This is a genomic window from Pseudoflavonifractor phocaeensis (assembly GCF_038439875.1).
GTDB lineage: Bacteria > Bacillota > Clostridia > Oscillospirales > Oscillospiraceae > Vermiculatibacterium.
Map to the genome: position 1 here is coordinate 151,016 of NZ_JBCDMT010000002.1, position 17,771 is coordinate 168,786.

Consider the following 17,771-nt stretch of genomic DNA (forward strand, 5'->3'; position numbering starts at 1 on the left):
CACCGACCAGGAGCGGATCGAGTACGACTATGCCTACAACGCCAAGTTCAACGAGGCGTCCGGCACGGCCGGCGACGGCGAGGTGGTCCACCTGGAGGCCAGCACCTACTCCGGCACCACCTCCTATCCCGACCCGGACGATCCCAGCCAGACCATCCCGGTCTCCGGCCAGAAGGTCCTCCTGACGGCCCGGAACGCCGGTGTGACCTACATGAACGTGGCGGGCCAGGGGAGCCTGGACAAGAACGCCTACTTCAAGATCGTGGTCCTGGACGCCGACGGCCCCGAGGCCGCGGAGAGCGTCACCACGACCGCCACCATCACCTGCCCGGTGTGCGGAAACACCGCCGACCAGAGCGACTATGCCGTGGATCCCGCCGGGACCCAGGGCGAGGTGTTCTGCCCGGATACCAGCTGCGCCAACAACACCGTCAGCTTTGTGCCCGCCGTGGACACCGACGTCACCGCCGTGTACAAGCCCCGGGAGGAGTTGGCCCAGGTCCAGGTGGTCACCGGCAGCGGCCAGACCATGGCCCTCCGGGCCGACGGCACCGTCTGGGCATACGGCCTCAACGGCTATCTGGACGACACCGGAGTCTTTGTCTACACCGGTCAGCTGGGCATCGGCAACCAGGGCTCCGCGGCCTATCAGAACGGCACCCTGCCCGACGGCACCGCCATCTACGGCCACGATGACCCGGCCCAGGTCCAGGCTTACGATCTCAACAGCGACAACACCAACGGCAACATGGTCAACCCGGTGAGCCTGGTCTTCGTGAACGCCGCCGCCGGCGCCGACCACAGCCTGCTGGTGGACAGCCAGGGCAGAGTGTGGGCCGCCGGTTCCAACGACCGGGGCCAGCTGGGCCTGCCGCTGAAGAGCGAGGCCACCGGCGTGGAATACAAGGACGTGTTCGTCCAGGTCAAGGGCCTGGACGGCAAGCGGGTCGTGGCGGTCGCCGCCGGCGACGGGTACAGCCTGGCCCTGACGGAAGCGGGCGAGGTCTATGCCTGGGGCGCCAATGACAAGGGCCAGCTGGGCCTGGGCGACGAGGCCGTGGCCCCCGCGGTCACCGCCCCCGCCAAGGTGGACCTGTACAACGTGACCCAGATCTCCACCGGCACCGACCACAGCCTGTTCCTCACCGCCGACGGCAACCTCTACGCCGCGGGCGGCAACGACTTCCAAAAGCTGGGCGTGGGCGAGCTGGCCGCCGGATACAGCGCGGTGCCCCTCTTCGTCCAGAGCGCCGACAACGGCTACATCGTTTCCGCCTCCGCCGGCGACAGCCACTCTCTGGCCCTGAGCTACTCGCTCCAGTTCTCCAGCTGGGGCAAGACCGCCGACGGACGGCTGGGCTATGAGGCCGCCGGAGCCTTCGCTAAGCCCAGAAGCGTGGACAAGGTCAGCAACGTGGTGGAGATCTCCGCCGGTTATGACCAGTCCCTGCTGCTGGTGAAGGGCGGCGTGGTCCAGGCTTTCGGCAGCGACGACATGGGCCAGCTGGGTCTGGGCACCTCGGAGACCCGGACCGCCGTGACCGCGCCCACCCGGAACAAGAGTTACCTGGAGGACGCCGGCATCGTGGTCACCCACCTGAACGCGGGCAAGAAGTATTCCGTGCTGGCCGCCGCGGACGGCCTCGTGTACGGCATGGGCAACTATGCCGCCGGCGAGATGGTCCTGGCCCAGAACGACACCCTGGCCGACACGCCCATCATCGTGGGCGAGAAGGGCCAGCCCACCAGCAAGCACATCGTCACCGTCCACGAGGGCGAGACGGTGGAGGTGCCCTACCTCCTCAGCAAGCGCTTCAACCTCCTGAAGGAGTGGAACGTGGACGAGAGCACGGCCCAGCTGGAGACCAGGACCGTCAACGTGGCCTACCCCAGCACGGATACCGGCGCTCCCTCCAGCAATGCCATCGACACGGACAACAAGCGGTTCTGGATCACCGGCGCCAAGAGCGACGCCTCCTCCAGTGATGTGAAGGGCTATGGCTTTACACATGTGATCCTGACCTGCGGCGACCAACAGGTGGTCTACTACGTTACCACTCTGCCCGGCGACGTGGAGAACGGCAGCTACATCTCCCGCAACGCCCCGCAGGTGGCCTCCGGCTACAACTTCACCGTGGCCCTGAAAGACGACGGACAGGTTTACGCCTGGGGCGACAACTCCTACGGCCAGCTGGGCCAGAGCGTCACCACCACGCCGCTGGCCAAGGTGCCCGCCCTGGTGGACTTCGACAGCATCCTGCCCGAGGACACCGTGGTGGAGAACGGCACGGCCCACCTGGTCAAGGACCGGGTGACCTGGGTGGCCGTGGGCAACCTCCACGCCGTGGCCATGACCAAGGCCGGGCGTGTCTACACCTGGGGCGACAACACCTACGGCCAGCTGGGCCTGGGTCTCGACCCGGCCACCGTGCCCTTCGTGGCCGTGCCCACCCTGGTGGACCGGTTCACCGGCGCGGACGAGAACTCCACCGCCATCAAGGCCGTGGCCGGTCTGAACCACACCGTGGTCCTCACCGCCGGCGGCCGGGTGTACACCTGGGGCGACGGCCAGTACGGCCAGCTGGGTACCGGTATCTCCGGCACCGGCGTCTCCGCCTACGAGCCTCAGCTGGTCACCGGCATGAGCAAGGTCATCGACGTCTCCGACGGTACCCGCAGCAACTCCGTGCGCATCGTCCGCTACGACGGCACGCTCTGGGGTTGGGGCTACAACGGCGACAGCCAGCTCAACACCAGCGGCCTGGGCATCTATGACCGCCCCGCCATCATGAACCTGGATCTGAGCTGCCTGAACAGCGGCGAGAAGATCATCAAGCTCTATGACGGCATCAACCACACCATCGGCATGCTGAACACCGGCCGGCTCATCGCCTGGGGCGACTACACCTACGGCCAGCTGGGCGACGGCGAGCACATCTACGAGGGCGGCGATGTGACGCCCACCCCGGGCAAGAAGCCCACGCCCCACATCATCCACGTGACCAACCCCGACACCAACGCCGAGGAATACGTGGTGTCCGTGTCCGTGGGCGCCACCCACAACATTGCCCTCACCGCCGACCAGACGGTGTACACCTGGGGCGACAACCGCTACGGCCGCTTGGGCCTGGGCGACGACACCCTGCGTGACGTGCCCACCCGTGTGGAATACCAGACGGAGGACAGCACCGGCACCATTACCTCCCAGCCCTACCGGGCGGAGCTGGTCTCCGCCGGCGGCGCCTTCTCCACCTTCGCCCGCATCGGCGAGCACAACGACAGCCGGTACGGCCTGCTGTATACCTTCGGCTACAACAACCGGGGCCAGATCGGCAACAACTCCATCCTGGACGCCAGCCTGGATATCCCCATGGAGGAGCAGGCGGCCAAGACCTACCGGCCCACCCTGGTCCTGGGCGGCTCCGCGGGGATCGTGCCCAGTGACATCGTCATCCCCGTGGGCAGCGCCCAGACCGTGACCGCCAACGTCAGCCGGTTCTACATCGCCAACCAGGACGCCGGCCCGGCCTTCGAGCCCGCCTGGAGCCTGGTGAATCACCGCCTGGCCGACGGCACCGTGCTCACCGATCCCGACGTGGTGGCCACCATGGACATCACCGGGACCGTGGACAAGGTGGTGGGCGTGCAGATCGGCTCCGCCACCCTCCAGGCCGCCGATGTCGAGTCCGGCTACGTGGTGGAGACCGGCGTGCAGGTGGTGGAGCGCCAGCGCACCGAGCAGATCTACACCACCGACAACGTGGAGAGCAAGGAAGCCACCGAGAAGGCCACCACCGGATACCTCAACAAGCTGGTGACCAACGGCTATCTCACCATGGGCGAGTTCTACTACGAAAACGGCACCCTCCAGCTGGGCCAGGTGCCCCAGAACCTTCAGGACGCGGTGAACAGCAATGCGGCGGCCTCCGCCGCCGACGAGCACAGCAGCCGCGGCGACCTGGCCAACGCGGCCATCGCCTACGTCATCCCCAGAGTCCTGCCCGACGGCAAGGTGGTGGCGGATATCCGCATCGTGCTGGAGTGCACTACCGACCGGGTGACGCTGTGGCAGCAGAACGGCAGCGGTTGGCAGCGGACGGCGGGCACCGGCTACGGGCCCACCGCCGGCGGCGGCGCGGTCGAGACCGGCCTGCCCTCCGACCTGAAGAACCCCGACGGGGTGAACCTGGAGGGGAAGGATTACTACACCTTCCTGGAAGTGCCCATGGAGGAGCTGGGCAAGATCTACGCCCACTTCACCAGCGGCGTGGACGCGCCCGTGATCGACGGCGCCCCGGTGGACTACGAGTCCTGGATGAAGCTCATCCTGGTCTCCGCCTCCGAGGACACCGGCATCGACAAAATCTACGCGGCCCTCAAGGACGAGGGCTGGGATCTGGACAAGGGTCATGCTCCCGTGGAGAGCATGGCTGGCGACAGCACACTCAAAATCCATGAGGCGCTGGGCTTCACCAACACCGATTCCGCCGCCGACGCCAACGCGAAATACTATTATGTGGTCCTGCCCGACGCCCCCGCCGGGAGCGGCGACCCCGGCGTCCTGCCCGGCCAGGAGATGTACCTCTATGCCGGCGCCTCGGACAAGACCGGCATCGTCTCGGTGAACACCCAGCAGGCCAACGCCGACCATCTGGCCGCCGCCAAGATCCACGCCGACGCCTTTGACGCCATCCGCCGCAGGCTGGAGAACGCCCAGACCTCCGCCGTGGCCGCCCTGGAGAAGGCGAAAGCCATCTGCGAGAGCAACAGCCTGAGCCAACTGACCGCCGTGGAGACGGCTCTGGCCGACGTGAAGAGCATTAAGACCAGCCGGGACATCACCACCGCCGCCGCCACCGCCCTGGTGGGGTATCTGGATGCCGCCAAGGCGCTTCTGGACAACTTCATCATTGTAATCAGCGGGATCGACGTTACCGCCGCCGGGGTACTGACCGGGCTGCGGGACGACCTGCAGGCCAAGCGGACCCTGATCACCTCTGACGACCTGACCAATGTGGACGTGAAGAAAGCCGCCGCCGAGGCCGAGTACCAGCGTGTCCACGGCGCGGACCACGACGCCCAGAAGGTGGTCGTCCCCACGGTGGGCGACAGCGAGGTGCCCGTCACCGTCACCACCAACGACGGCGCGCTCAACGCCGACGGCACCAACCACACCGTCACCGGCAAGCACCAGGTGAAGGTCTACCGGGAGTCCCAGGTGGTCAAGCTGGACAGCGTCACCGCCTCCTTCGTGGACGGCACCTCTTATTCCGCCCACACCGTCAACGGCACCGACTACGTCCTTGTCCTGCCCGCCTCCAAGGTGGCCGGGAACAACGGCTATCTGGACAAGCTCACCGCCACGGCCCTGCTGCCCGACATCGCCAATGTCCGGCTGGCCACCCCCGGCGGCGACTACCGCGGGCCCTACCTGGGCAAGACCGAGTGGGTGGACTATGTGGCCGCCGAAAACACCCTGACCATCACGGTCAGCGTGCCCACCAGCAGCGACGTGCCCCCCGCAGTGGCCAGCAAGACCTACACCCTCCACATCCAGCTGGAGGAGGACGACTGCTTCGTCACCCTCAACGACGATACGGACCGCCTGCCCCAGCAAATGCTGGTCACCGATCCCGATACCGGCGCCACCGGCGTGTTCTATGTGGGCACCGTGGCCGACGACGCCGTCTCCGTGCGGGTGAACGTCACCGCCACCGCCGGCGGCAGCAAGATCCAGATCAACGGCGCCGGCGCCTGGGGCGAGAACTACCTGTCCCGGGAGCTGTCCATCACCCACGAGGAGACCGACGGGACCGTCAGCGGCGAGTTGACCTTCAACGCTGATGGCTACGTGGACGTGCCCTTCCAGGTGGTGACGGGCAGCGAGACGGCCAACAAGACCATCCGCGTATACCGTGACAGCGCCGACCCGAGACTGGGCGGCCTGGACGTGGCCTTCTACGACGCGCCCATGCTGGGCGTGGCGGCGGATGCCGCGGACGGCAGGTATCACGTGTCCGCCGAGTACAGCGCCGATCTGGGCTACTACTTCGTCACCGTCACCCAGCCGGGCATCGACTACGCCGCCTGGATCCAGGCCAGCACCAACCAGGCCGGGGCCAACATCGTGGGCGTGTACGCCACCGAGGCGGACGCCCAGGCCGCGCTGGCCACGGATCTGGACAAGGGTAACAGCTATACCTGGTACGGCGCAGACGGCAACGACGCTACCACCGCGGACAACATCGGCCTGCCCGGTGACCGTACCGACTTCTACATCGCCGTCCGGCCCGCCGATCCCGCCTATCCCGGCGCCGTCTACCACCTGGTCATCGTGAAGGTGGAGCCCGCCATCCTCACCGCCACCATTCAGGGCACCCACGTGCAGAAGCAGAACGTGAACGGTGTGGAGCAGGATTACAGCTTCGATGACACCGATCCCAGTATCATCAACGTCATCGCCGCCTACACCGGGGACAAGGTCACCCTGCGCTTTACCACCAAGAACGAGTTCACCAAGGTGTCCGCCACCGTCAACGGCGTGGCCACCATCCTCTATCCCTCCGTGACGGTGACCGCCGACGGCGTGACCAGCTACGTGGTGGAGATCCCCAACGTCACCCTGACGGGTGAGAGCGACGGCTTCATGGACATCCCGCTCCTGGCCCAGGTGGAGACGGGCGGCGTGGCCAGCCAGAAGCACTACACCCTCCACATCCGCTATGCCGACAAGGGCGGCACCCTGCTGTGGGTGAAGGAGATCACCGAGAACTCCGGCTACACGGTGGTGCCCGTCACCGACGCCCAGGGCAAGATCACCGGGTACCATCTGGGCGTGCGCACCGCCACCTCCAGCGTGATCCTGGCCGCCCAGGCCGGTGATCCCGTCACGGGGCAGGTGCACACCACCAGCACCGTCCACGTCAACCCCACCAACATCAAGGAGCCCGCGCCCGGTGTCTATACCTACGATCTGTACGCCGATCCCGACCTCTATCCCAGGCCCTACACCGCCACCCTGACGGTGAACCTGGACGCCAACGTGGATACCGAGGCCGGCCAGACCGCGTGGATCCGCGTGGTGGATGAGGCGGGCAATACCAACTACTACCCCGTGAACATCCTGCGCCAGTCCTCCAACACGGATGTGAAGGTGCGCATCGACCAGATCAACGACGGCGCGCCCGCCGCCGCGGCCCACACCGTCACCGGGACCGACGCCGCCACCCAGTACAGCTATTACATGCGGGTGTATGACAAGAACCGGACCGGCAGCACCAAGATCCGGGTCACCGCCGACAACGCCTACGCCAAGATCTACATTTCCGACCAGAGCGAGTGGTTCGACTCCAGTCTGGGCGTGGATCCCACGGTCCGGTTCCAGACCACGGTGGACTGGACCGACGCGGCCCGCAAGAACGACGTGGAGGCCGCCGTCTCCCTGGACGACGCCGACGTCCGGCTGATGATGGAGAAGGGCATGTACGTGCCCATCTACGTCCGGGCCGAGGACGGCTCCGTCAAGCACATCCTGGCCCTGCTGCGCTGGGACCAGAGCGGCGTGGGCATCCAGGCGGTCACCGGCAGCTTCGACTGGGTGGACGTCAACGGGAACACCTCCAGCATCCAGGACCGGGAGGCCGTGGCCCAGCCCGTGACCCAGGGACAGGCCCCCGTCTTCGAGCTGGTGATCCCCGACACCATCCAGACCAGCACCTTCAGCGTCACGGTGAAGCCCCAGAACGACACGGTGAAGTATATCCTCATCGACGAGGGCACCGTGGCCGCCGGCGACGGCTCCGTGAACGCGCCTGAGAACGTGGTCTACACGCCGGGGGCCGACGGCAGCCGCACCAAGATGGTCAACTTCACCATGCCCGCCGACGGCAGCGACCCCGCGCCCATCTCCATCGTCCTCTTCACCCTCAGCGGCCAGATGGACGAGAACGGGCAGGAGACGCTGAAGAAGACCCAGTACTTCCTGCAGCTCAAGCGGACCTCCACCTCCAGCGCCATCACCCGGGTGACGGCCAATCCCGGCCAGCCCAACGTGGAGATGAGCGCCAGCAGCTACTACTCCAGCCCCAACAACACCGCCGCCAACTCCAAGCAATACCTGCTGTACGTGCCTCACAACGCCGGCGGCAGCGTCTACGAGGAGCCCTACGCCGCCGAGCTGACCGGCGGAAAGGGCGGACGGCTGGAGCTCCAGGATACCGCCGCCTGGCTCGGCAGCGACGACGACGGCGTGGTGTCCTACACCAAGATGCTGGATCAGATCTATCCCAGCCACCTGGTGGGCCTGGGCGAGGATCCCAACCTCAACGGCCTGGGGGCCATGAAGTACACCGTCAGAGTGCTCTCGCCCTTCGGCGCCCACGAAGTGGACCGGCTGACCGCCGCCGGCGCCTCCGCCGCGGAGATCGCCGCCGAGGAGATCAAGCACACCAGCGAGTACATCATCTACGTGGTGCCCGCCAACCTGGAGCGGAGCATGGAGATCACCTACACCCACAAGGACTGGATCAAGAGCGAGTCCGCCGGGATCAATGTGGACGAGACCCTGGTGGAGCCCGGCCGCGAGGGCACCGGGTTCGACGGCTACCTGATCCAGGACGGCGATACCTTCACGGCTTACGAGTTCGGCAACTCCCCCAGAGTGAACCAGACCGTCCGTCTGAACCTGGAGGTGCCGGGCAACGACCAGACCTACATCAAGGTCTACGCCGTGGACGCCGCCGGCAATGTCAGCACCACCGAGTACGCCAACAGCCAGAACAACGTGGGCTCGGCCAAGAACAAACTGCTCCTCTCCGGCCTGGAAACCAACCTGCCTCTGGCCGGCGGCCAGACCGAGACGCGGTACGTGATCCGGGTCTACTCCTCCGAGCCGGGCATGGCGGACATGCCGCCCAGAGAGTACACCCTCATCATCAAGCCCAGGAGCGGCAACACCAAGGTGAAGGTCTACGCCGACTTTATCAGCGGCGGCGTGGAGCACAAGGTGGAAGGCATCTACGACGTGATGGACACCAGCGGCATCATCTCCGTGGGCATCAGCGAGGACGCCGCCAACGTCACGGTCTCCGTGGTGCCGGTGGACGACTTCGCCAAGACCGGCGTGTACGCCGACGGCGACGCCGACGTGGCGGCCCTGCCCTTCGACCGCACCGCCGTCAGCACCGCCAGCTGGAACGCCTACTGGAACTACCGGGACGGCAAGCACACCGTGAACGGGGAGTACGACAACGTCAACTCCGACTACGTCACCGTGCCCGTCACCGGGGAGACCACCGTCCTCTACGGCCAGGTCATGGCCCACGACGGCACCTATTACCTCCAGGCCGGCACCGGCAGCTCCTACGGATACGTCATCGAGCTGGTGAAGAAGAGCAGCGCGGCGGAAATCGTGACCATTACCAACGCCCGCACCAATTCCACCACCAGCGAGTACCTCACCGCCAAGCGGGAGAACGAGGACGGCTCCGTCAATGAGACAGACGGTAAGGTGTATGCCCTTTATATCGATCCGCTGGCCAACAACAGCCAGGCCATCAACGCCACCGTGAAGATCCAGCCCTCCGACAAGGCCGACGTGCGCATCCGTCCCTACACGGCAGGCGCCGGCGCGGAGGAGAACTGGGAGAACTGGGTGCTGACCACCGGCGCGGCCGGGTACGTCATGGACTTCGGCGACCGTAACCGGGGACTCTATGAGCTGCAGGTCCGCTCCCAGGACCGGCTGACCGTCAACACCTATCTGCTGAAGGTGGCGGACAAGTCCGGCATCGCCGCCACCGGCTTCGTGGAGGCCCGGATCGAGGGCATGGAGAACCCCAACGAGTACCACGTGTTCTCCGACCTGCCCCAAACCGACGGCGCGTATTTCGCCTACGCGCCCACGGCGGAGTCCACTTTGGAGATCATCCCCGACAATCCCTACGCCGTGGTGACGGCGGTGAGCGAGGTCACTTGGAACGGAAGTTCCTGGGTGGCTGGCGCCAGCGTGCCCTTCACGGTGGTCCGCACCGGCAATTCCACCGGCGTGACCGCCGAGGCCGACTACGGTCCCGCCAAGGTCACCGTCCCCGCCGGAACGGCCGGAGACACGGTGAGCTATCAGGTCACCCTGATCAGCCAGGACGGCCAGAACACCGAGACCCACATCCTTACCATGATGCGCAAGGACGCCAACGTGGCGATGGACGACGTGGTCATCGACGGCATCTCCGGCACGGTCAGCGCCGACGGCCGGGACTACCAGTTCAAGATGTCCGAGACCGAGCTGGAGATCGCCATCACCACCCAGGGCGGCGACATCATCTCCTTCAACGGCCACAGCCTCATCACCATCGGCAGCAGCCTCACCACCACCTACACCGTGCCCGACACGGTGGAGGAGGGCAAGGAGATCCCCGTGCCCTTCGTGGTGCGGGACAGCGGCTTCTACTACGTGGATACCACCGGCGCCAGCCTCTACACCGGCGAGGACGTGACCCCCTACGCCACCCGGGAGTACCGCGCCAACATCTTCCGCACCACCCACGAGACCACGGTGGGCAAGATCCTGGTCACCGCCACCCTGGACGACGGCTCCACCGTCACCTACGAGGCCCTGCCCAGAGAGGACAACCCCACCGTGTACGAGGTGTCCATGCCCCAGGCCAAGAACGGCAGTACGCTGAAGGTGGAGATCAACGCCGACAACGCCTTCACCCGCGTGGTCAGCAATGGTGACATCAGCGGCACCGGCGCCGAGGGCCAGCTCATCCTGACTGGTGTGTCCTACCCCTACAACCAGCAGCCCACCACCGTGGTCTTCTATACCGTCTCCTCCTCCGGCGTGCGCCAGCAGACCTACTCGGTGCGCGTCTACCGGCTGGAGGACGATCAGACCGCCGGTATGGCCACCGCCGCCGCCACCGACCCCGCCGCCAACAATCCCAGCGGTGTGTATGTCACCGACAACAGCGGCACGGTCCAGGTGAAGTATTCCGATCCCGACCGGCGCTACTACCACATGGTTTCCAGCACCGAGCCGGTGGATCTGACCCTGGTGCCCTACAACGCCCAGGCGGTGGTGAGCCTGTACGCCGGCGACCTGGCCGGCGGCGCCCTGCTGGACGTCCGCGCCGGGGGCGGCGTGTTCACCGCCCTGGCCGTGGAGGAAGTGGGCCAGACCTTGTATACCTTCTCCATCCTCTCCGCCAAGGGCGCCCGGGAGCTGGAGGAACTGTCCGAGACCCTCACCGGCAAGCGCACCTCCGCTGATGAGATTCTCCGCTCCGGCCTCACCGGGGCCGACGCCGCGGAGGAGATCGCGGCCATCGTGGCGGCCAACTCCACCAGCTACCCCGTGGTGCTGGATTACTACAACGCCGGAGAGACCGCCATCGGCGGCATCTCGGTGTACAGTCCCGTGGGCACCGCCCCCGAGTTTTCCATGGAGGCCGAGGCGGTCACCCTGGCCGGCGGCCGGGTGGTCTATCTGGCCAAGGTGCCCTCCGGGGCCATCCACGCCGGATTCCAGATCGACGGCACCAACGGCGGGCAGACCATCGCCCTCAACGACGTCACCACAGGCAAGGGCAGCCTGAGCGCCGTGGTCTCCCTCACCGGCAACAGCGACGGCATCACCCCCGTCCGCTTCACCGTCACCTCCGCCGACGGCGTCAGCGCCACGGTGGGCTACGAGCTGTACCTCATCCGCACCCGGGCCACCATTTCGGACGTGTCGGTGAACGGGCAGGCCTTGACCTCCGCGGGCAGCAGCTACACCTATACCGTGCCCGCGGGCGCCACCCACGTGCGGGTAGCCGTCAACGCCAGCAGCGACTTCGCCAAGGTCCGCATCGGCAACAATGACGCGGCCTACGGCGGCGACGAGCGGGACGTGGTGGTCTCCTTCCCGGCGACCCAGAACACCCAGCAGGTGCCCCTGCGGATCTACACCTATCCCTATGGCACCAGCGACTACACCAGCGGTTCCATCACCCTGGTGCGGGGGAGCGCCGACGTGACACCCGCCGTCAGCTTCCGCCTGGGCGCGCCCAGCGCCGGGAATCCCTTCCAGAGCGCGGTGGTTGACCGCTACGGCGCGTTCAACTGCGTGCAGCTGCCCGTGGGGACCTCTTCCATGGGCACCCTGCAGGCGGTCACCCAGGGGCCGGACGATGAGATCCGGCTCTACCGGGCCGACGGCACCCAGGTCACCGGCTCCTATACCTCCGCCGGGACCTTCCGCACCTATACCTGGAACATGACCTCCCTGCCGGGTGACACCGAGCTGCGGATGCAGGTCTACAACGGCACCGCCAACGTGACCTACACCGTGCGCATCCTCCGCCAGGATCCCGTGGTCAACCTGGCCGGCGTGACGCTGGACCGGGGCACCGAGGAGGCCAGGGACGTGGCCGTCAACGTGGGCCAGTTCAACCTCAGCGCCGACGTGGACAGCGCCAAGACCCAGACCAAGGTGACCATCCGCACCGCCAATCCCAACGCCATCATCCGCAGAGGCACCGAGGAGGGTGTGGGCCTGCTGGAGTTCAACGCCGCTCATGCCTCCTCCGGCGCCACCGACGTGGCCTTCACCGTGACGCCGGTCTCCGGCGGCGCGGCCAGCACCTACCACCTGATCCTCACGCCCAAGTCCGAGCGGGCCGAGATCACCACGCTGCGCTTCAGCGGCGCGGTCCTCACCGCCCAGAACGGTGTATACAGCTACGAGGGCAATTTCTCCGGCACCGAGACGCTGAACATCACCGCCTCCGCCGGAGCCACCATCCAGCTGTTGGACAGCACCGGCGTTCTGGCCACCAGCGGCAGCGCCTCCAGCCTCACCCTGACCGGGCTCCTTCTCGACCGGTGGGCCGTCAACCGCTTTACCATCCGGGTCATCCCCCAGAGCGGCAACGCCGCCATGGTGAGGGAGTACCCGCTGGTCATCCGCCGGGGCAACTACGCCACCGGACTGGACGGGCTCCAGGTCCGCACGGCTGCCAGCCGGAGCGAGCTGAACACCGCCACCTACACCAGCTTGCTCACGCCGGTGGTCACCCCCGACGGCCTGGTTTACGAGCTGGATATGGGCCGTCTGGACAAGTTCGCCGAAGTGGTGGTCTCCACCGTCAGCAGCGAGAGCGAAGTGCGCCTCGGGGTCAACGACAACCTCTTCGACGGCGCCACGAGATACACCGTCATGGATGTCAACGGCAACTGGGTCAATGGCACCACTGCCGACGGCAACGACTTCATCGTGGACTTCGACCTGCTGACCCGGCTGAACCTGCTGGGCAATGACTACTCCTTCAAGGAGGTCTACCTGCCCATCCGGGTCACCACCCACTATGACCAGATCCGCGGAGTGGACGGCAGTCTGACCCCCGCCTCCGGCGAGGCCTACACCCAGGAGTACACCCTGAAGCTCACCCGGGTCAACGACGACAACACCCTGCGGGCCATCCAGGTGAGCGCCAACACGGCGGGCACCGTGGCCGACTACGACAATGAGGACGCCGCCAAGCCCAACCTGAACGACGCCACCAACGGCTGGTACACCGTGGAGAACGGTGTGGACGTCTACACCGTGGCGGTGGACGAGAGCCAGGTCACGGCCAACGTGTCCATCCGGGCCACCGACGCGGTCGCCATGATGACCACCGGCGTGGGCGTCCGCGCGGGCGATCCCAAGGTGGGCGATCCCAGCCTGGCGAACCTGGTGGTGAATCTGGCCGACTTTGACGAGATGGTCCAAATCGAGATCCGGGTCCGGGCTGAGGAAGACCCGGCGGGCACCTACAAGACCTCTTACCTGCGCATCATCCGTAAGAGCAGCGACGCCGGGCTGAAGGACGTCTTTACCGTCCATCCCTACCGGGGCCTCAGCGATCAGCCCATCACCACCCACGGCGAGACCATGAATTCCGCCCTGGTGCCTGTGGGCTACAACGGCGGCTACACGGTGTGGGTCTCCAGCGTCAAGACCACCATCCCCGTCATCGACCTGACCGCTCTGGCCAGCAAGCAGGGCGCCGAGGTGTCCCTGGCCCCCTATGACGAGACCAAGACGGCCGCCGACCAGAGCTACGGGACGGCCAGCAAGGGCTCCGCCACCTACAATGCCTCCGATCTCACCGACCAGACCCGGTTTGCCGTGAAGGTGGTCTCCTCCGACGGCACCGTCACCGCCTACTACTATGTGGACGTGCGGGTGGTGGATCTGGAGCTGGGCGTGGTCCGGGTGGACGACAAGGACATCCTGGTCCTGGATACCAACGGCGATCCCGTGACGGACGCCGCCCTGGGCCTGCCCAAGTTCTTCATCGAGGACGGCAAGGTCATCTACTATGAGATCGTCCCGGAGAACCAGGCCAACGTGTCCCTGGAGTTCGTCACCGACGACACCGCCAACGCGGTGCTCAGCGTCAGCGACATGAACGCCCAGGCCGCCAACCCCGTGCCCTCCGACGGCTACCGCTACTACAAGGGGACCCAGAAGCTCACCCCCGCCAGCGAGGGGGAGAAGACCGAGTTCCAGATCAAGGTGGCCCGGAAGGACAACCTGTCCATCATCAAGGACCACTACCTGCGGGTCTACCGGGCCAGCAGCAGCACCGAGGCTGTTGTGGTGGTGTGGTACCTGGACGAGAACGGCGTGCTCACCAGCACCACCGCCGCCCTGGACCCCGTCACCAAGCAGTACAGCGCCTACGTGCCCGAGCGGGTCAACGTGGTGGACGTCCAGGTCATCGGGCCCAGTGAGCTCAGCTACGTGCGGCTCACCCCGGGCATGGACAGCGCCGTGCGCCATCAGCACACTGTAAAGGATGCCACCTTGACGGGCGAGGCCACCAACTTCGATCTGGCCGTCACCGCCATGGACGGCACGGCGGGCGACTATACCGTGGTCATCTACCGCTCCGACACCCGTCTGGCCGTGGTGAACGTGGACACCGACGAGAACCTGGCCGACCAGTGGCGCACCCTCCTTGTGGACGGCGTGGAGACCAAGGTCTACGAGGCTCTGCCCGAGGCCGACGGCGACACCGACCATGTGAAGGTCTATCTCCAGACCAGCTCCGCCGCCGCCTTGGTCAACGCCGGCGTGCCCGGCACCGTGACCGAGCCGGCCGCCGGAGTCCACAGCGACAGCTGGTTCGCGGCCGACTACGACCTCAAGCCCGGCGGCGCCTACACCAGCGACGGGCTGGGTCTGCCTTACAGCTACACCGACATCGCCGTCTGGGTCAAGAGCCAGTACAGCGGCGAGCAGTCCATCCTGCGTGTCTACCAGCCCGACGCCAACGCCGATCTGGACCGCTTCGAGGTGAAGTACGTCACCGACGTGCGCCGAGAGGGCACCTCCCAGGTGCATATGGTGGACGCCACCCACTTCGAGGTGGCGCTGCCCAGCACCGCCGCCACCGCCGACTTCACCGGCTTTACCGTCCATCCCATGGCGTCCATCCTGGGCGAGCTGGGGAGCGCGGTCACCGGCACGGCCTACGGCGTGGGGAGCAGCACCGTTACCGTGGACTTCTCCACCCAGGCGCAGACCGACGGCATGGAGCTGACCTATCACGTGGTCTCCTCCGACGGCAGCGCCGACATGACTTACAGCCTGAAGGTCTACTTTGTGGACATGGGCCTGAACGTCACCGTGGACACCGTGGAGGTGCCCGTGGCCGATCCCACTGTGAACCCCAGCGTGACCACCGTCAACGGCGAGTGGTTCCGGCGCTACGAGCAAGTGGTGGGCAACGCCTCCGGCGACGCCGCCCTGACCCTGAACATGGACGCCGTTCCCACCGGCGCCGGCGCCACCGTGGACGTGCGCCCGGCGGGCGGCGACTGGAGCGGCAGCCCCGCCGGGGCCTGGACGGAGTACGGCTACGCCATGACCGGCAACAGCGAGAGCTTCGACCTGCTGGTCCGTGTGCCCTACCAGCTGCCCGGCAGCGGGGCCACGGGTGCCTTCGAGGACTACCCGGTGCTCAGCATCTACCGCAACAGCGCCGACACCGATCTGGAGAAGGTGGCCCTCCACTATGGCGACGGCCAGATCTTGACCGCCGTGCGGGACGACCCCTCCAGCAGCCACTTCACCCTCTACGTTCCCACCGACATCACCGTGGGCGACCTGGTATTTACCAGCGTGGCCGAGGGCGCCCTGGTGGGGGCCAGCATCAGCTCCACCGCCGAGTTCACCCTCCAGCGCCACGAGAACAAGATCGCCGGGCTGAACCTGGATCTGCTGGATCCCGATGTGGTGGACACCGCTTACGGCTACGTCCGCTCCACCAACGGCCTCAACAGCCGGTCCTTCACGGTGGATATCGTCCGGGTGGACCTGTCCCTCAACGAGCTGCGGGTCCTGGCCCACAACATCCCGCCCGAGACCACTTACAACGACAGCGTGGCCCTGGGCAACGAGAGCACCGTGACGGTGGACGGCAAGACCTACAAGCTCTACACCGGCTATGTGCCCTGCGCGGATGAGACCTTGGTGGCCAACGTGGACGCCTTCGTGAAGATCAAGGGCAGCGATACGGTGGTCAGCGACACCCTCACCGTGCAGCCGGAGATCACCGCCGGCCTGGTGGGCGGCACCATGAACGGCTACGACCCCACCCTCACCGCCCCCGACGCCGACTGGCCCGCCGGCGAGACCATCAGCCAGAACTTCTGGAAGCAGGCCATGGGCAGCAGCGAGAACCTGCGGATGCGGATCGTGGTCAAGTCCGGGATCCCCGGCCTGCCCGCCGAGGTGGCCGACCAGCTCCAGCGGGAGTACTATCTGGACATCTTCAAGACCAACGGGGACACCAAGCTGGCCAACAACCGGCTGACCCTGGACTACACCGAGGCCTTGAAGGTGACCCCGGAGAACGACGCCGACTACCTGGAGCACACCGACATCCCCGTCACCTTTACGGAGAACGGCACGCCGGTGTACCAGAAGAGCCAGCACGTGCCTGAGAGCTCCACCGAGTTCACCCTCCACGTCACCGCCAACAGCGCCAGCGCCAAGGTGGACGTGCGGGTCTACGATCCCACTCTGGACTACAACACCGTCACCTTCGGCGGCCAGACGGCGGATGCCACCTTCCGCTTCGCCGACTACGCCGCCGCCGACGGCACCCTGCCCGACAAGCTGGTCATCGCCGTCACGGTGCAGGCCAGCGCCGGCAACCGGGGCCAGTACCTCCTCAGCGTGGAGCGGGTCATCAAGACCATGGATACCGTCAAGGTGGGCACCCAGGACGAGTACGACGCCGCGGCCGGCACCATGACGGGTGCCAGCGTGGGCGACATCGCCGCCGCCGCCCTCCACGACTACGTGGCCGTGGAGTACTGGGATCTGGCCCAGAACGTGGAGACCGGAGACAGCAAGGACCAGAAGGTCTACATCGCCATCATCGACCCGGCCACCCACGCGGCCGACGTCAACTACGCCGTGTACGGCAAACCCCTTTACAGCGAGGCCAAGGTGGCCGTGACCGAAAAGGGCGTGGAGCCCACCGCCGACAGCCAGTTTGCCATGGAGAACGTGGGCTTCATCCCCGCCAATGCCTCCGGCGACACCATGGCCCAGCTCACCGTCAAGGGCATGGAGGACGCCTCCGCCGAACCCGTCCTGCGCTACAACACCGAGTATGTCAAGCTCATGGACTGGAACGACAACAACAAGCTGGACAAGGTTATGGGCCAGTACACCCTGGACGGCGTGACCTACACCGTGCCCGGCGTGTGGAGCGACGCGGAGAACG

At 66.4% G+C, this 17,771-nt stretch carries 1 protein-coding gene (cut by both window edges); it reads left to right on the forward strand.

All 17,771 nt of this window come from inside a single coding sequence — locus tag AAEU42_RS03160, RCC1 domain-containing protein (RefSeq protein WP_342232078.1), on the forward strand. Of the gene's 102,660 coding nucleotides, 68,390 precede the window and 16,499 follow it; the stretch shown corresponds to coding positions 68,391-86,161 — codons 22,797 (partial) to 28,721 (partial); the first codon wholly inside the window starts at position 2. Both the start codon and the stop codon lie outside the window.